The organism is Methanolobus halotolerans (genome assembly GCF_004745425.1).
Lineage (GTDB): Archaea > Halobacteriota > Methanosarcinia > Methanosarcinales > Methanosarcinaceae > Methanolobus > Methanolobus halotolerans.
This window is the reverse complement of record NZ_PGGK01000005.1, coordinates 40,407-59,540: the sequence shown is the minus strand read 5'-3', so window position 1 is coordinate 59,540 and position 19,134 is coordinate 40,407. Positions and strand designations below refer to the sequence as shown.

The 19,134-nt window shown below is 42.1% G+C and carries 14 protein-coding genes and 1 tRNA gene; 13 read left to right on the top strand and 2 right to left on the bottom strand.

The window, feature by feature from the left end:
- The first annotated feature begins 84 nt into the window (after positions 1 to 84).
- Positions 85 to 423, top strand: a complete 339-nt coding sequence (gene eif1A, locus CUN85_RS06050; RefSeq protein ID WP_135389435.1) for a translation initiation factor eIF-1A — start codon at positions 85 to 87, stop codon at positions 421 to 423.
- A 280-nt stretch (positions 424 to 703) separates the two neighbouring features.
- Here eif1A and CUN85_RS06045 read toward each other — a convergent pair whose 3' ends face one another.
- Complete coding sequence (locus CUN85_RS06045) at positions 704 to 910, bottom strand: TRAM domain-containing protein (protein WP_205804376.1); 207 nt, start codon at positions 908 to 910, stop codon at positions 704 to 706.
- Positions 911 to 1,174: 264 nt separating this feature from the next.
- Between CUN85_RS06045 and CUN85_RS06040 the strand changes: the two genes are divergently transcribed.
- From CUN85_RS06040 to CUN85_RS06020, 5 genes are all read left to right on the top strand, one after another.
- The gene (locus CUN85_RS06040) at positions 1,175 to 3,595 is read left to right on the top strand and encodes an ATP-binding protein (RefSeq protein WP_135389433.1); all 2,421 of its coding nucleotides are present in this window, start codon (positions 1,175 to 1,177) and stop codon (positions 3,593 to 3,595) included.
- A 101-nt stretch (positions 3,596 to 3,696) separates the two neighbouring features.
- Positions 3,697 to 6,873 carry an isoleucine--tRNA ligase gene (gene ileS / locus CUN85_RS06035; protein WP_135389432.1) on the top strand — a complete coding sequence of 1,059 codons (3,177 nt, stop codon included), beginning with the start codon at positions 3,697 to 3,699 and terminating at the stop codon, positions 6,871 to 6,873.
- A 21-nt stretch (positions 6,874 to 6,894) separates the two neighbouring features.
- Positions 6,895 to 7,521: a 6-hydroxymethylpterin diphosphokinase MptE-like protein gene (locus CUN85_RS06030; RefSeq protein ID WP_135389431.1), complete on the top strand. Its 627-nt coding sequence runs from the start codon at positions 6,895 to 6,897 to the stop codon at positions 7,519 to 7,521.
- Between the two features lie 104 nt (positions 7,522 to 7,625).
- Positions 7,626 to 8,750: a DUF373 family protein gene (locus CUN85_RS06025; protein ID WP_135389430.1), complete on the top strand. Its 1,125-nt coding sequence runs from the start codon at positions 7,626 to 7,628 to the stop codon at positions 8,748 to 8,750.
- A 4-nt stretch (positions 8,751 to 8,754) separates the two neighbouring features.
- Positions 8,755 to 9,534 (top strand): MTAP family purine nucleoside phosphorylase, encoded by a 780-nt coding sequence (locus tag CUN85_RS06020; protein ID WP_167848807.1) that lies wholly within the window; start codon positions 8,755 to 8,757, stop codon positions 9,532 to 9,534.
- A 42-nt stretch (positions 9,535 to 9,576) separates the two neighbouring features.
- On the opposite strand, the gene CUN85_RS06015 is transcribed toward CUN85_RS06020, so the two are convergent.
- A complete protein-coding gene (locus CUN85_RS06015; protein ID WP_235856223.1) occupies positions 9,577 to 10,392 on the bottom strand; it encodes an RAD55 family ATPase in 816 nt (271 codons plus the stop codon).
- 111 nt (positions 10,393 to 10,503) lie between these two features.
- On the opposite strand from CUN85_RS06015, the gene CUN85_RS06010 reads away from it, so the two are divergent.
- The 7 genes from CUN85_RS06010 (at position 10,504) to CUN85_RS05980 (ending at position 19,062) form a co-directional block, all read left to right on the top strand.
- Positions 10,504 to 12,981 (top strand): DUF5814 domain-containing protein, encoded by a 2,478-nt coding sequence (locus CUN85_RS06010; RefSeq protein WP_135389427.1) that lies wholly within the window; start codon positions 10,504 to 10,506, stop codon positions 12,979 to 12,981.
- Positions 12,982 to 13,048: 67 nt separating this feature from the next.
- Positions 13,049 to 13,420: a DUF3467 domain-containing protein gene (locus CUN85_RS06005; RefSeq protein ID WP_135389426.1), complete on the top strand. Its 372-nt coding sequence runs from the start codon at positions 13,049 to 13,051 to the stop codon at positions 13,418 to 13,420.
- Positions 13,421 to 13,558: 138 nt separating this feature from the next.
- Positions 13,559 to 13,783 (top strand): LSM domain-containing protein, encoded by a 225-nt coding sequence (locus tag CUN85_RS06000; protein ID WP_135389425.1) that lies wholly within the window; start codon positions 13,559 to 13,561, stop codon positions 13,781 to 13,783.
- A gap of 22 nt (positions 13,784 to 13,805) precedes the next feature.
- Entirely contained in the window at positions 13,806 to 14,156 is a 351-nt protein-coding gene (locus tag CUN85_RS05995; RefSeq protein ID WP_135389424.1) for an Lrp/AsnC family transcriptional regulator, read from the top strand.
- Between the two features lie 70 nt (positions 14,157 to 14,226).
- Positions 14,227 to 14,304: transfer RNA gene (locus CUN85_RS05990), tRNA-Glu, on the top strand.
- A 108-nt stretch (positions 14,305 to 14,412) separates the two neighbouring features.
- Positions 14,413 to 15,669 (top strand): DEAD/DEAH box helicase, encoded by a 1,257-nt coding sequence (locus CUN85_RS05985; protein ID WP_135389423.1) that lies wholly within the window; start codon positions 14,413 to 14,415, stop codon positions 15,667 to 15,669.
- 834 nt (positions 15,670 to 16,503) lie between these two features.
- Entirely contained in the window at positions 16,504 to 19,062 is a 2,559-nt protein-coding gene (locus CUN85_RS05980; protein WP_135389422.1) for a UvrD-helicase domain-containing protein, read from the top strand.
- Positions 19,063 to 19,134 lie beyond the last annotated feature (72 nt).

Below are 19,134 nucleotides of genomic sequence, written 5' to 3'. Positions count from 1 at the left end.
CATGTATATCAACTCCATAGAATGTCCTTTTAAATAAAAAGAAAAATATATGACAAATAATTTGATACAAATCGAGGAATTAATCTGGCGAACTATAACAGCAGGAAAAGGCAGAGTAACGCAGGCAGTAAATCTACTGGTGCACCTGAAGTGGTGCGCGTAAGAGTCCCACGCAAAGACAAGAGCGAAGTTCTTGCAACAGTTTCAATGCTTCTGGGAGCAAACAGGGTTAGGTTGCAGTGCATGGATGGCGTTGTTCGTATGGGCAGGATCCCTGGCTCAAAAAAGAAGAGAATGTGGGTTCACGAAGGGGATATTGTGATAGCTACTCCGTGGTCATTCCAGGATGAAAAAGCTGACGTGATCTGGAAATACACAAGGCCACAGGCAAACTGGCTCCAGAACAAGGGCTATCTGAAGTAATGAGCTAAACCTCATTTTACTTCCAACTCATTTTACGTTTTAATTACTATTCTAATTACTATTCTAATTACTATTCTTGGATTCCAAAATCTTGGAATTGTTAAAAATAGTTCTTAAGCACCTCTAACATGTTAAAATGACTTCAGGTCTTTTTAAGATAGATGATCCGGGTTTTATCCAAAACTTCTATCGTAATCCCTTTAATATTGCGACCTGACACAGAAAAGAAAAATAAGGATTAAAGGACTTTGTACTTCAAAATTGTATTTTGAGCGTGCAATCATTCTGCAAGCTGGCCAAAAGCAAACTTACGCATTACTTTAGTTACTTCGATTGTAACTTCATCGCCGACCTGTGTGCCTGGGACAAAGATTACAAATCCGTTTACTCTTGCAATTCCATCTCCTTCTCTGACAATGTCTTCGATTGTCACGTCGTATTTCTCACCGGCTTCGACCGGAGCAGTAGATTCATTTCTGTTGAACAAATATTTCACATCCATCTTGGTGTAAGCTTAAAGAGATCTAACTAAGCTTGAAAACATAACGGTAAAGAAAATGTACCTGGTGAATACAATCAATGCCATACGTTTAACAAAACAGCTATAACCTTAAGCAATTTTACTAAGTTTTGCCACATATATAATGATTGTGGCACAAAACCAAAAAGCAACACTGATATATATCAGTTGAACGATTTGCTTTCCAGGCTATTATTGATATGCTGACATCCTTTTGGAATGTGTTGTTGAATGCAAAAGTTAACCGGTCCCATAAAAAACAATCCTGAAAAAATGTATGTGGAAAAGACAAACTACAGTGATATGATATATGATCTGCCTATAGGTGTTATACGCATTGACACAAGCGGTCAGATACTTTTCCTGAATAAAACACTGTTAGATATGCTTGATTTGCCTTCTGAGGGAGTTGCACAGTCTTTTAATGTGTTGAGTTTTGAACCTTTGCAAAAGGCAGGTATCTCATATCTTGTAAAAGATAGCATCCTGAATGATAAAGAGATAACAGCCGAGCTCCCATATACAACAACACGGGGAAAAGAACTCTATTTGAGAATAAGAACCAGACCTGAAAAGGATAAAGATGGACGCATAAAAGGGTGCTTTGGTACCGTTGACGATATCTCCGGGAGAAAACAGACTGAAACTATCCTGGAGCATCGCATGGAAATAGAATCCCTTATAGTCGATATCTCTGCAGATTTTATAGGGCATGGGTCAGATGAAATGGACCGGACGATAAGCACGGCCCTGCAGTCCATATCAGAATCATTGGGTGCTGAAAGTGCCTGTATGTTCGAGTTATCTGGTAACGGGCATTTTGCGATCACTCATGAATGGCATACTATCAGCACAGAACAAGGTGGATTTGCAGCCCGGAACCTGCGAATGAAAGATATGGAGTGGCTTGTCGATAGATTAGAAAAGCAAAGCGTGGTTATTATACCCAACACCTCTGAGCATTGTGATCCTGAACAGGAAAAACAATTCATTGAGCAGCTTGGTGTCAGCTCTGTTCTAATGCTCTCTATGGTGAACCAGGGTGAACTTGCCGGTTTCATAGCTTTCACTCCCATAAAAGAAGAAAAACAATGGGTACTGGAATACTTCCAGTTGCTTTGTCTTCTGGGTGAGATCTTCGTGAACAGTATTGAGCGAAAACGTTCCTCTTGGAAGTTGCAACAAAGTGAGGAGAAATACCGCCGGATATTCCGGGAGTTCCATGATGTTTATTTTGAAATAGATGCTAAAGACAAAATCCTTACTTCAAGTCCTTCTGTAAACCGGCATCTTGGGTATGAGCCTGAAGAGCTCAGAGGTCATTCTCTGGATCTTGTCTGCAGGAATTCCCATGATCGTAAGTTTTTGCGTTCGACCCTGGATGCCAACGGTTATGTTGACGATTTTGAAATGGACATGATCAAAAAAAGCGGGGAAACTACAAACGTTTCTATAAGTGCTCATTATGTCCACAAAGAAGATACTTTGCCTGTTATTGCATGTGTTATTCGTAACATTACTGAAAGAAAGAATATCATCGCAGAGATACAACAACAAAAGAACCTGCTTACAAGCACTTTTGATTCTATACCCGACCTTCTTGCAGTGATTGACAAAGACCTGCATGTTGTATTGAGCAACTGGAAAGAACGCGATTACATAAGTGACGAAGAGAAGAGAAGTAATCCTCTATGCTACAATTGCTTCATGCATCGTGATGAACCATGTGATCCGTGTCACGCCATGGAAGTATTCCGTACAGGTATTGTCAGGACAGTTGAAAGAACTAATCCGGTTGATGGTAAGACACGTGAGATCCGCGTCATGCCGATATTTGATGAAAATGGCAATGTTTCCCTTGTGATAGAGCATATTCGTGATATGACAGAGCGTAAAAGATCTGAACAACTTGTTATTGATGCAAAGATGGCTGCAGAGGAAGCAAACAGGACAAAGAGCGAGTTCCTTGCTAACATGAGCCATGAGTTGCGTACTCCTCTTAATTCAGTTATAGGGTTCTCGGAAATACTGCTTGATGAGACTTTTGGTTCTTTGAATAAAAAACAGATGAGGCACGTAAAGAATATCTCGACAAGTGGAAAGCATTTACTTAGCCTTATTAACGATATACTTGATCTTTCAAAGATTGAAGCAGGTAAGATGGACCTGAACCTTGAAGAGTTCTGTATTTCAAGTGTAGCCGGCGATACAATAACAATCCTAAGTCCACTGGCACTTAAAAACAATGTCACGGTTAGAAATGAGATATCAGCCTCCATAACGGTAAGGTCTGATAAAGGTAAGATCAGGCAAATATTCTATAATCTCATTAGTAATGCTATAAAATTTACGCCGGACAATGGCTGCATCACTGTAGGAGCGGAGGTCCTCAATGAGGTGGTACATGTTATCGTGAAGGATACAGGCATAGGTATCTCCCCGGAGGATGTAGATAAATTATTCCAGCCGTTCAGACAGATTGATTCTTCCTACATCCGTAAATATGATGGTACTGGACTGGGTCTTGCACTTGTGAAGAAACTGGTGGAAATGCAGGGTGGAACAATTCAGGTGGAAAGTGAGGTCGGACGGGGGAGCAAGTTTGTTTTCACAATACCTGAATTGAAAATAATTGATTTATTAGATGACTGAAGCAGAAATGACATACTATAATGAAAAACCTGATGCAATATGTTTAAATTAAATATTGCAGTAGGATAGTCCAGATCGAATTTGAGCAAGGAGAACCTTACATGATAGAGGAGATTACCAATCAGTATGACCCGGTGAAACTGGAAAAGAAGATCCATGAGCTCTGGGAAAAAACAGATGCATATTCAAAAGTACGTGAGCGCAGAAGAGGTGGAAAGAAATTCTTTTTCGTTGACGGACCTCCATATACAACAGGTCACATCCACCTTGGTACTGCATGGAACAAGATCATCAAGGATTCCATTTTGCGTTACCGTTCAATGAATGGCTATGATATACTTGATCGTGCAGGCTGGGACATGCATGGTCTGCCTATTGAGGTAAAGGTTGAAGGTGTACTTGGTTTTACTACCAAGAAGGATATCGAGAAGTATGGTGTCGGCAATTTTATAGAAAAATGCAAAGAGTTTGCCATGAAACAGAAGGATGACATGACAGGCCAGTTTCTCATGCTGGGTGCCTGGCTTGACTGGAACAATCCTTATATGACACTGCGTGATGAGTATATCGAAGCAGCTTGGTGGACCCTTAAGCAGGCACAAGAGAAAAAGCTGCTTGAACAGGGAAAGCGTGTGGTCAACTGGTGTCCGAGATGTGAAACTGCCATAGCTGACTCCGAAGTAGAGTATGAGGACCGGACAGATCCTTCGATATTCGTCAAATTCAGAATTAAAGGTGAAGAGAATACCTCTGTTGTGATATGGACCACAACTCCCTGGACCATCCCTTCCAACGTGGCTGTGGCAGTGCATCCTTCCTTTGAATATTCAAAAGTAAAAGCTGTATCCTCTGATGGTAAAGAAGAGATTCTGATCATGGCCTCCCCGCTCGTTGAAGACGTACTCAGGAAAGGAAGGTACGCAGACTACGAAGTGCTTGATACGATGCCAGGTCAGGACCTTACATCTCTTTCTTATGAAAGCCCTCTTCTGGATATGGTGCCTGAACAGGCAGCCATGGAGCACGGCATCTATCTTGCGGACTTTGTGACGGCTGAGAATACAGGTTGTGTGCATATTGCTCCCGGTCATGGTATGGATGATTTTGAAGTAGGTAAGAAGAACGGTCTTCCGATATTCTGTCCTGTTGGTCCTGACGGACGCTATACCGAAGAGGCAGGAGAATACGCCGGCATGCATATCCGTGAGGCGAACAGGGTTATCGTTGAAGATCTTCTCGAACGTGGCAGATTGCTTTCAGAGGATGAGATCGCCCACAGATACGGACACTGCTGGCGATGTAAAACACCTATTATCTACCTTGCAACAGAACAGTGGTTCATCAAGATAGGAGAACTCAAGGACCAGATGCTTTCGGAAATAGAGAAGGTAAAATGGTATCCTGAATGGGCAGGTTCTGCAAGGTTCAAGGACTGGGTGGAGGGTGCACGTGATTGGTGTATTTCCCGCCAGAGATACTGGGGTATACCCATACCTGTCTGGAAGTGTAAGGACTGCGGTAAGATGCATGTTGTGGGTACCAGAGAAGAACTACTTGAGATGTCCGGTACAAGTGAGGACATTGAACTACACAGGCCGTATGTTGACGGGATACTGCTCGACTGTGAGTGCGGCGGCAAGATGAAACGCGTGGAAGATGTATTTGATGTATGGTTCGATTCTGCTGTAGCTTCCTGGGCAACCCTGCATTTCCCCCAGAAAAAGGAAGAGTTCGATAAATGGTGGCCTGCCGACTTCATTACAGAGGGACAGGACCAGACACGTGGCTGGTTTTATTCACAGCTTGGTGCCAGCATGGTGGCCTTCGGGAAGGCCCCGTACAAGAGTGTTCTCATGCATGGTTTCACCCTTGACAGTGAGAGCAAGAAGATGTCAAAGAGCCTTGGTAACGTTATTGCACCGGGCGATGTCATTGACACATTCGGTGCAGATACGCTGCGCAGCTTCGTACTTTCCTCAAGTGCTCCCTGGGATGACCTGAAGTTTGTCAGCGGCGAACTTGGTAACATTAACAGAGCATTGAACATTCTCTGGAATGTGTATCGTTTCCCGCTACCTTATATGGTGCTTGATGAGTTTGACCCCTCAGAGTTCTCTCTCGAGTCTGTTAAACCAAGTATGCGTAAAGAGGACAGGTGGATACTTTCAAGGTCCCAGTCACTGGTCAATGACGTAGACAAGGCTATGGAGAAGTATACCCTGCACAGGGCCATACGTGCGATCAACGAGTTCGTGCTGGAAGACCTTTCCAGGTGGTACATTCAGCTTATCAGGCCAAGGACCTGGGTGGAGGCGGAGGATCCTGACAAGCTTGCGGTATACAGGGTGCTGTATGAGGTATTCGTTACACTCTCAAAGGTAATTGCACCCTTTATGCCTCATCTGGCGGAGGAGATGTACCAGAACCTGGTTATAAATGTGAATGCTGACGCGCCCGAATCCATTCACATGAACGACTGGCCGGTTATTGACGAGTCCCTTGTGGACAAGGAACTGGAAGTACATATGGACCTTATCAGGTCAATGGTCGAAGCATCCTCTAACGCCCGCCAGAAGGTCGGAAGAAAACTCAGGTGGCCGGTGTCCCGCATAATAGTGGCACCAAACAAAGAGTCGGTTACTGATGCCGTAGCTAACCTTAAGTCCGTACTCATGGACCAGACAAACTCCAAGGATGTCGTGCTTACAGGTGTCGGGGAATCATGGGATGAGCTAGGGTTTGAAGCCATCCCCAATCCCAGCACCATCGGGCCTGCTTTCAAAGGAGATGCAGGTAAGATCATAGCTTCTATCAAACAGGTTGATGCTGCGTCCCTTAAAAAGACGCTGGCATCTTCCGGGGAATATGAACTTGAGATTGCCGGGGGCACTAAGGTAACGGTGACATCGGACATGGTCAATTTCCAGGAGAGCCTTCCGGAAATGTCTGCAAGTGCACAATTCGATGCCGGCACCATCTATGTGGATGCAACACTTACACGTGAGATCGAGTCTGAAGGTTTTGCCAGGGAAGTTATCCGCAGGGTACAGGATATGCGTAAGGAACTTGACCTTGCAGTCGATGAACCTATCAAGGCTCACATCAGAATAGAAGATGAAAGGGTACTTGACCTTGTACTTGACCTTGAGCAATACATTGCAAAAGAGATAAGGGCAGATGTACAGGTCATAGGACTTGATGTGGATTCCACTGGGACACTGTCCAAGGACTGGGATGTAGCAGGTGTATTCATAAGTATCGGGATATCTGCATCCTGAAACAGGAGATATAAGAAATATATGGAATTTGAAAACTGGGAACCCATTTACCAGGATATACTCAAGGACATGGGATTTAGCAGGGAAGAGGATGAGCATGCAGCCAGTATCCTCTCCCGGATGCTGGATATGGCCAGGACTTCAGATGTGCTCGTTCTTGAAAAACTGATTGCCGGAAAAAGTGTCTTTGTATGTGGCAATGCCCCAGGTCTTGGGGCCGGAATTGACCGCACGGATACTACCGGTCATGTGCTTATTGCCGCTGACGGAGCTACATCAAGTCTTATTGAAAGGCATATAGTGCCGGATATCATAGTGACCGATCTTGACGGGGATATGGAAAAAGAGATCCTGGCCAATAGGCAGGGAGCAGTCATGGTTGTGCATGCACATGGGGACAATATTGATAAATTAGAGGAGTATGTTTCACAGTTAGACAATATTGTAGGAAGTACCCAGTCAGTACCCCTCAAGAACGTTTACAATTTCGGAGGGTTCAGTGATGGTGACAGATGTGTGTTCCTCGCAAAGGAATTCGGTGCTTCAGACATAACATTGCTGGGTTTTGATTTGAATGACAAGAATGTCACACCTGTAAAGAAAAAGAAACTTATGTGGGCAAAAAAACTGATAGGGGACATACTCTGAAGATATTGTTTTTAATATCTATGTGTATTTTTTATAAGTCTCCCAGAGTCACGATTTTATGAGAATCTATTTATATTTCCCTACTAAATAGGAAATTGAATTATATGCAAACACTAATTCTTTGTGTAGACAGAGATAACGATCTGGGTGAAAAAGCCCATATAAGAGGGCCTCTGATCGGCAGGGAAGCCAATATTGAGGCGGCTGTGAAGCTTGGTACTGCAGACCCTGAGGACTCGGATACGAATACTATCTTTGGTGGTATCAGGGTACTTGATGATCTGCTGGCAAAAGGCATTGATGCAGAAATAGTTACTCTTGCAGGTGACAAGAACATAGGTATTATCTCAGACCAGAAGATCGCAAATCAGCTGGACCTGATCCTCAAGAAGTTCAATATTGAGTCCGTAATTTTTATTTCGGATGGTGCAGAGGATGAAACACTGCTGCCTATAGTCCAATCCAGGATTAAGATCGATTCTGTCAAACGCATAGTTGTCATGCAGAGTGCAAATCTTGAAAGCACTTATTACATCATCAAACATGCATTCAATGATCCTAAGATATCCCAGACATTCTTCGTACCGCTGGGCCTGGCCTCGCTGATATATGCTTTCTTCCTCCTGATCGACTATCCTCAGGGAGCTATTATCGGAATACTTGCAGCGGTAGGTCTTTACATGCTATACCGTGGTTTCGGTGACTCGATCTCGATATTCTGGGAACACATGAAAGATTCCTTCTATTCCGGAAGAATGACATTTGTTACTTATGCCATAGCAGGTATTGTATTCCTGCTTGCAACGATCATAGGTCTGATAAATGTCTGGGGCTTTTATACAAGTGATGGTATATGGTATTACGGAATAGTGCCTTTGGCAACGGTTTTCATAAACTCGACGGTATGGCTGTATACAGTAGCGATCCTATTGGCAAATTTAGGAAAGATCATCGATTGCCGCAAGAGCGGAAGGTCTGTTTTCAGATATATCATTCCCGCTTTCTTCGCGATTTCCATGGGTCTGCTCTTCTGGGGTGCAAGCACCTACCTGATATCCATAAATCCGGTCATTGGTAGCGATTCCCTTGATCCGGTAGCAGGTGTACAGTATTTCGTTTATTCTATTGTTGCTGCCATAATAGTAGCCCTCATGGGGATCAAGATATCTACAAACATCAAAATAGAAGAGAAACAAGGGTTGGTAAGGTCTAATGATGCAGATAACTAAAACCATGAATTCTAAAATACCTGCTCCGGATGTAGCAATAATCGGCGGTGTAAACGCTTTTCTGCCGGAGGGTTCTGAAAGTTACCTTCTTGAAACGCCTTTTGGTAGTGTCGCTGCTCATTTTTTTAACACTGGTGACAGAAATGTTCTAATAGTACCCAGGCATACGAACAATACAAAACATGTTCCTCCCCACAAGATAAATTACCGGGCCATTGTTCTGGCAATCAGGCAGCTCGGAGCTGAGAGAGTCATTTCTGTGAATTCCGTGGGTACAATGAAAAACCACCCCATAGGCAGTATTGTCCTGGCCGAGGATTTTCTTGATCTTACAAAGAACCGGATATCTACCTTCCATGATGACAGGACAGTGCATGTTGACATGACAGAACCGTATTGCCCGGAGATAAGACAGACACTTGAAAATGTCCTGAAAAGAAGGAAGATCGGTTTTTCAGAAGGGGTCTATGCCTGTACTGAGGGGCCAAGGTTTGAAACAAAAGCAGAGATAAGGATGATGAGTCAGTTCAGTGATGTCGTTGGAATGACCGGGGTGCCTGAAGTTATCCTGGCAAAGGAATTAAACTTGTGCTACGCCTCTATCTGCATAGTGACCAATAACGCCTGCGGACTGGATGAAAAGAAGATCACTGCATCTGAGGTTGTTGATATCCTGCAGGAAAAAAGGGAACTGTTGTTTGATATTATAATCGAGACTATCGGGGAGATTCCCGCACACTGCAATTGCAGTTGCAGGGATTCAACCATCGATGCCTGCCTTTAATTTTGAAACACTGGATATTTGAGTTCCGGTTTGCAACAAAGTTCAGGCTATATCCCGTGAGGTGTCTATTTGCACACCTTCTCCGATCTTGAACTTGATAATATCAGTGTTTGGAACCATGCCCCTTATCTTCGGTATGGCAAGTTTACTTACCATCTTATCTGGTCCCTTTTCAAGGGAAGAGTCAAATATGACATCAACCGCTGCAAAGGCTTCACTATCCATCTTTGCCGGATTATTGCCTTTTTGGCCGTAAAGATAAGTGAGACATTGTATTTCCTTTGTGACCTCGTATATCACATTTGTAAGCTGGCGGATAATGCCCGGATTTACGTTAAGGTTCATAAAGAAAGAAAATGAATCTATGATAATATTAATTATCTCATCACTTGAGTCATTTGCAATATTGCGAAGGTTATACTCAGTGAACTCAATGATCTTGGAATCCATATATTCGTTACCTACACTTTCAACCATTTCTCCGCAGGAGCTGAAGTAATATTCACTATAGATGTCAACAAAGATTATATTGCCCGGATCAAAACCCAGATTGATGATGTCATTAAGAACGTATTTAGGTCTGCGGCCTGTAGTGAAATAGAATGTCTTGCGTGACTGGGTGAACTGATACAGGAAAACCTCGGACATAGATTGCGGGTCGGCCGAAAAGTAAGACAATGAACCTGCGGGTAAGCCTCCTCCGAGATTTCTGTCAAGCACATGTATGCCTGTAGAAAGCAAGATGATCTCGTCCTGGGATATTGCGCTTGAAGTCGGTTTTTTAAGGCTGTCATAAAGTGATGCTGTCTCGTACTCTTCATCTGAATTAATGGTACTTGCAATAGAGTTATTAATCAAGATATTTCTAGCCCCTTAAGTAAAAACAAATATATTATTGTTCATATTTCTAGCTTTTGTCTTTTATAAATCCAATACTATTTATAGCCACTGTACAATGTGAGAACACAAATGACTCTCTGGATACTAATTATTGCTGAAAGATCAAAAATAACTGTCCTGCCTATAAAGGATAAGAAGAAAAAGCCGCTATTTGTGGGAGAACTGGTAGTCCAGACTACCTCAAGCGGGCCCCGGCCTCATAAATTCAAGGTTATAAAAGATCGCAAAGGTGAGTTCCATCCGCCTTCGGAGTTCACAGATCTTCTTAGGACCGCCCAACGCATTCTTATTGCAAAGGATGGGGATGATAAACAGATATCCACTATAATTGACATGCTGCAGGGCTTCCAGTTAAGTGCGGACATGGTGAATGTCTGCAGGTTCTGTCTCTTAAGGAATATGTTCAATTTCCTGAACAGAAAGTCTTTCAGGTACCACCGGGAAAAGATATGTGAGGAATGTGCAAAGGAGGAGCTTTCGAGGGTTCTCATGAGTTCACAGTTGCATTACAGTGAAGAAGCCTGCGAAAGACTGGAATCTATTTTGCTCAAGACTAAGGACCTTGATAGAACCCTGCTTATGCTCAGTCCTGAAGAGCTGGATCATGAACTGACGCGTTTCGATTCGATTGCTGCAAGTAAGGATATCTCTGGTTCCAAAATAAAGGATCTCCCAATAAACAGGAAATTCAAAGACCTACTTATAGAAAAATCGGAGACACTGCTGCCCGTACAATCCCTTTCAGTCGAAAGCGGCTTGCTCCGGGGACAAAACCAGCTTGTGACTTCTGTAACAGCTACAGGAAAGACACTCATAGGAGAACTCGCAGGTATCGAGAACATACTGAGAAAGAAGGGAAAGCTTCTCTATCTGGTACCTCTTGTAGCACTTGCTAACCAGAAGTATGACCAGTTCACCGGCAGGTATTCGGGCCTTGGCATCAATACATCCTTAAGGGTCGGGAGTGCCCGTATAAAGGTTTCAAAAAATGATAGATCAAGAAGGACACTTGATTCTGATATTATCGTCGGGACATACGAAGGGATCGATTATGTTCTCAGGACCGGTGGCGCTGATACACTGGGTCACATAGGTACTGTTGTTGTGGATGAGGTCCACACAATAGAAGATGCAGAACGTGGTCATCGGCTTGACGGTGTAATTGCAAGGCTCAAATATGTTGCACCTGATGCACAGTTCATCTATCTTTCTGCAACCGTCGCGAAGCCGGCCCTAATGGCAAAGAAGCTTGGTACACAGCTCATCGAATATGAATACCGTCCCGTACCTATAGAGAGACATCTGGTATTCTGCCCAGAGCATTCCAAAATAAAAATAATGACCCGGCTGGTAAGGGAAGAGTTCAGCAAGGTCTCATCAAAAGGTCACAAGGGCCAGACAATCATCTTCACGAACTCAAGACGTAACTGCCACCGCATATCCGAAGCCCTTCCAATGTATTCGGCACCATACCATGCCGGCCTTACAAGCGAGGAACGCAAGAAAGTGGAGATTGGCTTTGGGAAGGGAAAGCTTCCTGTGGTCGTGACAACAGCAGCCCTTGCTGCAGGAGTTGATTTTCCGGCTTCACAGGTGATTTTTGAATCACTTGCTATGGGAATTGAATGGCTCAACATGCAGGAGTTCCTTCAGATGCTGGGACGTGCAGGCAGGCCGGATTACCATGACAGGGGCGAGGTGGTGCTGCTTGCTGTACCTAACAAGAGGTATACCGGTAATCAGGGCGATACGGAAGATGCGATGGCCCTGAAGTTGCTTAAGGGGGAGATGTTGCATACAAGCGTGGACTATGGGGAAGAGGAGAAGATAGAGGAGATCCTTGCAACAGCCGCAGTGACATCCTCTGTAAGTGACCTCAAAAGGATACATGTCAACATGCTTGCTGATTATAATGTGAATGTCTTGCTGAAAAAACTTGAGAGATATAAATTCCTTCACAAGAAAAGTGACAATATCGCGCTGACAAGATTCGGCAAGATCGCTGCGGGTCATTTCCTTTCTGTTTCCAGGGCATTTTTGATACGTGATGCCGTATTAATGGAGCAGAGCCCTTTGATGACCGTTTCCAATCTGGAGTTCTTTGATGCCGTGTACTTCAAAAACGCTGCGCGGATCTCTGCAGCCTTGAACATAAATCTGCCCTCCAGGGTATTCCAGGGGGCTTCCCTTGACATACTCTTCGAGGGTGAGAATATGGAAAGACTGGATATCAGTCTTCGGGATCAGTTATTCGATTTTGCATCGGATTTCCTTACCTGTAACTGCAAGGGATCTCCTTACTGCGGATGTGCGGAGCATAAGTTCTCGGAGAAGATAATACACATCCGTGCAGAAGGATATGATCCCGCAGGAATAGTCAGGAAACTTGAAAGTCTTTATGGGATAACCGCTTATCCTGGCGATGTATTGGGATATCTGGACAACGTGGTGCGAAACCTGGATGCCGTAGAGATGATAGCAAAGGCCTACTCCAAAAAAGATATAGCATCTGAAGCCCATAAACTTAAAAAACAGATTGAGGGATAGAGTTATCACAATACTTTAAAGGGATGCTTGCTCTTATAGCATAGCAGTTTACACAGGAATCATTAATATGAGTGATCAAGCAGAAGACAATAAGGCAAAAAGAAAAGTCAGGATCGAATTGTATAAACCTAACGATTTCAAACAGGTCTACTCCATAGGTGCCGTGGGTGGACATAGTCCTTATGATTTCAGAATCGGTTTTTATAATGATATGCCTTTGCCTGCTGCTAAAGCGGGAGAGGAACAGGTGATACAGAGAAGGCTTGAAACGGAGGTAATTCTGTCTCCTTTGGCTGCTCTTGAGTTATCTAAATGGCTGAACCAGCATATCAAGGATTATGAAGCGATGTTCGGGCCCATCAGAAGGGCACAGGTGAGGCCGAAGAAAGAATCTGATACTGCACTGCAGGATAGTACTGAGATCCAGGGTTACACTTAAGATCACATGTATATTTTTATGATCAAGTGTTTAATGGATAAAGGTTAAATCGCTAGTGATAAATATTAGATTGTATAATTGTTAGAGCCTATACTTTGAATTCCAGGTCCATATTTAGAAATGATGTGAGGATTAATTTTGTTCCCTAATAAGAAAGTCCAGAAATTGATTGGATCAAAAGTCCATGTTGAAATGAAAGGCGACCTTCACCTGCTTGAAGGAACTCTTAACAGTGCAGACGACTACATGAACCTCCATCTCCTTGATACCGTTGAGATTGCAAACGGTGAGCGGTTAAGATCACTTGGTTCTGTCGTCCTGCGTGGAAATAATATCATACTTGTCATTCCTTTGGAAGATTAACTTCGGCGTGTAGTGGGAAGATATGAGTATTGAAGAAAATGCTTTGAATCTTATTCGTGATCAGGAGGAAGGCGTTTACCAGAACCAGCTCTGGAAATTGCTTAATATTGATAGTCGCAAGTGCTCCAGGATAGTCTCAAAACTCCTGGAGGAAGATCTGATATCCCGTGAAGCGGCGGTGTCCAATGGTGCAAGGACCTATCTACTGAAGGTCAGAGAAGAGAAAAAACCTGCTTTTGAGTTGCTCATGGCCGGGGAGGTTTTCTCGCCGTGCGCAGGATGCAGGGATGCATGCCAGCCCGAAAGTTGTGAAAAACTTACCTATTGGGTAATGCATCTTCAGGATGATGTGGAAGGATCATCTAAAATATGATGATCCGGGCGAAACCTTTAATAATGATATCTGCCATGTTGGAGTCGCTTGTCTAAAGCGAAATCGATGTGCTCCGATAGTGTAGTCCGGCCAATCATTCCGGCCTTTCGAGCCGAAGACTCGGGTTCGAATCCCGGTCGGAGCACCACAACTTTTTCTCATAATTTTCAAGCATTGAACTGATAGGCCCGAAATATACAATGATCAACACCGATAATTGCGGGTATTTAATTAATTTGATTTAATCGAGGTACATATGTCATTTGATAATCTTAATTTAGTATATCCCCTCCAGCGGGCATTATCCGAGGAAGGGTATACAACACCTACCCTGATACAGGAACGGTCTATACCACATCTGTTGAAAGGTAAGGATATGATAGGTATTGCCCAGACAGGCACGGGCAAGACTGCAGCATTTATATTGCCTATTCTCCAGAATATGTCTGCATCGCACAAGACACCACGACCGGGAGTCCCGCGTGTACTCGTACTTGCACCAACAAGAGAACTTGCAGCACAGATCGGAGATAGTTTTGCCGCATATGGCAGATTCACGCGCTTTAAACATACTGTTATATTTGGTGGCGTCGGCCAGGGAGCACAGGTAAGAACTCTCTCAAAAGGTGTGGATATCCTCGTAGCAACTCCCGGGAGACTGCTGGACCTTGTTGACCAGGGTCATGTAAAACTGTCCGGAGTGGAGTATTTTGTCCTTGATGAGGCAGACAGGATGCTTGACATGGGTTTTATCAATGACGTCTACAAAGTCGTTGCCATGTTGCCAAAGAAACGGCAATCACTTTTCTTTTCGGCAACCATGTCTCCGGAAGTATCTAAACTTGCAAGGAAAATGCTCAGCAATCCGGCACATGTTGAGGTGACTCCCCAGGCAACAACGGTGGAACGCATAGAACAGTTTGTTTTTTTCGTAGATTCGGACAATAAGAACAATCTCCTTCTTCAACTACTGAAAGGCAGGCATATGGAATGTGTTCTCGTGTTCACCCGTACAAAACACCGTGCCAATAAGATCACTGAGATACTTAACAAGAACAAGGTGCCCACTGGTGCAATTCACGGTAATAAATCACAGAATCACCGTACAAAAGTATTACAGGATTTCAAGACAGGTAATCTACGTGTGCTGGTGGCAACAGATATTGCTGCACGTGGCATTGATATTGAGGATATATCCCATGTTATCAACTATGATCTGCCCAATGTTTGCGAAAGCTATGTACACAGGATCGGTCGTACAGCACGGGCAGGTGCCGATGGTACAGCATACTCTTTCTGTGCAGCAGATGAAAGGGACTTCCTGCATGATATCGAGAAATTGACGCGTATGAAAATTGAGGTCGCCGAGCATAACTATCACTCTGAGAAAGCAAAGAACGCCACAGGTGATGCCGCAAAGCCCGCTCCCAGAACGCAGGGCAGACCGCAAAAAAAGCACGGGGTTAAAAAGACACATAATACCAAGAGTTCACATAAGAGCAGGATGTCTTAATTCTACGTATGCAAAAAGGACTTTTATAAGTTGTAAGTAACAAATCAGCTAAAATTAGCAGCTAAGGCGAGGCATCAAAAAAAATCACTACACTTTTGACGTCTCTCTACCTACTGTTACAAAATACTCTAGTTACGAAATACTATATCTTAAATTGCATTTTAACCCGTGGTCACTTTGAAGAGACATGTATGTATACATGGGTCATAACCCACTTGTTCAATGTGGAGTTACATCTATTTATAGTTATTTAATATTATTTAAAAATGGACTATTTAAAGCAGTTAATTTATTTTTTAAATTATCAATTATTTTCTTAATATCTATAATCTTACTTCTATCACTAACCAGTCCCTGATAAAAATATAATGAATCCATAAGTCCTGGTCTTTCAAAGGCAAATGTATTCAGTGGATTTGTTATATGTTGGAATATGGGCTCTGTAATATTTTAACATATTTATTAATGGTTCCTGATATTTGGTAATAATAGACGAGTTCCTGAAGAATGGCTTAAGAGGTATGGTGATCTTGTGAATTGAGTTGATTTCTTCTTCTATGTAACTGGTGAGGGGAAGAACGATTGAATGGGCACAAGTAACAATCAGTGTTTTCAATTCATAATTTCGCGTACCTATGTTCGTAATACTTTGACTGAATGCACCAAAGACAGTAAGTTTAGACTGTTACTTAAGTGGTTTACTTAAATTATATATAGACTATTTATTGTCTCTAGCTAAATTTAATATATAAGTGTCACTTACACTAAATTACTTAGTATGTGTACACTGTAGCAAATCCAATTAATTTCTGCTTTCTTAATTTGGTAAATATAATGTCATTCGAAAAAATAGAACAACTCAAGTTCTTAGTATCAAAAACCAAACATCAGAATCGCTTGATATTTCTAGGTATTATATTAACCCCTTTAATTGTTGGCATATTCGTTGTTAAAAGTGCCAGGCAAAAAAAGAATGAATTAGTGAAACTGAAAGAAAAGATCATTCATGAAGTTAAGAAGGAGAATGAAACACGGTTAAAGGAATTAGCTGATATCTATGATTCCATAAATACTACGTATTTTACTTACCACAAAAGATCTTCAACGATTGGAAAATGTGATCTGTGTCTTGACGATCTTCAATTCCTCAATAAACATAAAACTCTGTTTTCAAATGATTTTAACAAATATATTAATGAATCAATCGATGCAATAACAATACTGAAAAACAAATTTCAAACTTATGATAATACAGTTTTTGTTGAGAAAAGGATTGCAGAATATGGCTATCTGTTCAGGAAGTCCCCTTTCCCGCTTGATCAATCTCAAAAGGTTGCAGTTGTAACTGATGATACTCACAATTTAGTAGTTGCAGGAGCCGGTTCAGGGAAAACAGAGGTTCTAATCACCAGGATAGCATATCTGATCGAACGCAAACCGGATACAATAGACCCTGATAGGATCCTTGTTCTTGCCTTTCAAAATAAAGCTGCCAGGGAAGTGCATGAGAGACTCGACTCGAGATTCGGTTTTAATGTCAAGATCAAAACATTCCATTCACTGGGGTTTGAGATACTAAAGGAAGTACATAGGGATTCAGGCATCGATATACCGCGAGTTGCTGACGAGACCGAGCAGAGACAACTTGTTCTTTCAATTTTTAATGAAAAAGAAAGAGATAGTAGTTTTCAAAATGAGATCGTTAATTATATGAAAGCATACGGTGACAGTGAAACACGCAAAACTGAATCGGATTTTGATGAAAAAGAGAAGTATTATGAATATATGCGAAATTTGACTTATACCGCCCTGGATGGCACCAAGGTCAAAAGTGAAGCTGAAAGAGAAATCCTCAACTTTTTTGTTACCCATGATCTGAACGGGAGAAGGGTGAAAGTTCTGTATGAAAGTACTGCGGAATGGATGGCCTATAAGAATAAAGATGGAGACACTCAAATTCCAAAACCTGATTTTTTCTTCCCGGACTATGACATTTATCTTGAACACTGGGCCATAGACGAATATGGAAATATCCCGGAATGGTTCGAAGGTACGAATCCTGCAAAAGTGTATAAAGAAGGCATGGAACAAAAAAAGAAGAAATTTGCAGAACAAGAGAAATACTTGCTTGTAGAGACCTCGCATAAAGATTTTAAGCAAGCTGATTTCCTTGAGATTTTGAAAAACAGAATGCTAAAAGCATTAAGTGAAAAAAATCCCGGAAGAGATTTTGAGTTCACTCCTATTTCATATGAAAGACTTGTGAATCGAATATGGAAAGAATGTGTCATCTCTGTAAAAGACCTTCCTCACAATATTGGTAGCTTCATAACCATAGCTAAAACGTACAATTTAACTCCAGAAGAAATAGAACAAAGAATCAAGACTGAACCCTGGTCACAGAAGCAAATAGAGTTTGCAAATATAGCTCTCAATATCTACTCAACTTATGAGGGCAGACTGCATTCTGAAATCAAAATCGATTTCTCAGATATGATTAATCTTGCTGTCAAGAATCTAAAACAAAATGAAGAACTATGCAAAAATCGCTTTGACCATATTCTTGTTGATGAATATCAGGACATAAGCCAGCAAAGGTATGAACTCATCAGATCACTAATGGATAAAAATGAAGGGTGCAAATTGTTTTGCGTCGGAGATGACTGGCAAAGTATAATGGCTTTCTCTGGTTCGAACCTGGATTTTTTTGTTAACTTTGATCAGTACTTCGATCACCCTGCAGTAACTTACCTTACAGTAAACTACAGAAGCTGTAAATCAATAGTAGATACTGGAGCAGAAGTGATCGAGCATAATGGGAATGTTCAACTTAAAAAGGAAACAGTCACCAACAATAGTTCTGTAATACCTGTAAAAGTATACACCTCTACATATGATTCCAAAGCTGTTAATGACTATTATACACAAATTGTTGAACACTGCATCGGCACCATAAAAGATTATTTACTTAACGGGCACAACCCTAAAGATATAATGATCCTTTCCAGAATAGCAAAGAGTCCCATAATGGTAAATAAACTTCGGGATTGCTCAAAAATTAACAATATCCCCATTTCTTTTGGAGCCTCATCAGCGAACAAAGTTCGTTTCATGTCCGTACATGCAAGTAAAGGCCTGCAGGCAAGGGTTGTGTTTTTGATTAATGTTGTAGACGGACTATACGGTTTTCCCTGCAAAAAAGAAAATCCCGATATTTTCGAGCCTGCAACCAGAGGAAGGAAAAAGGACACCGAAGAAGAGGAAAGAAGACTTTTCTATGTGGCAGTAACCAGAGCAATGGAAAATCTAATCATTTACAGCCAGATCGATTCGGAAAGCAAGTTCCTTAGAGAAATTAAGGAATGTGTTATTGTGGAAAGTTTACAAAATTAAAATTTTTAATTAAATTATAAAAACTGTTTAAGTAGTGTCCAAAACAAATATCATATTGTGAATATAATTTCC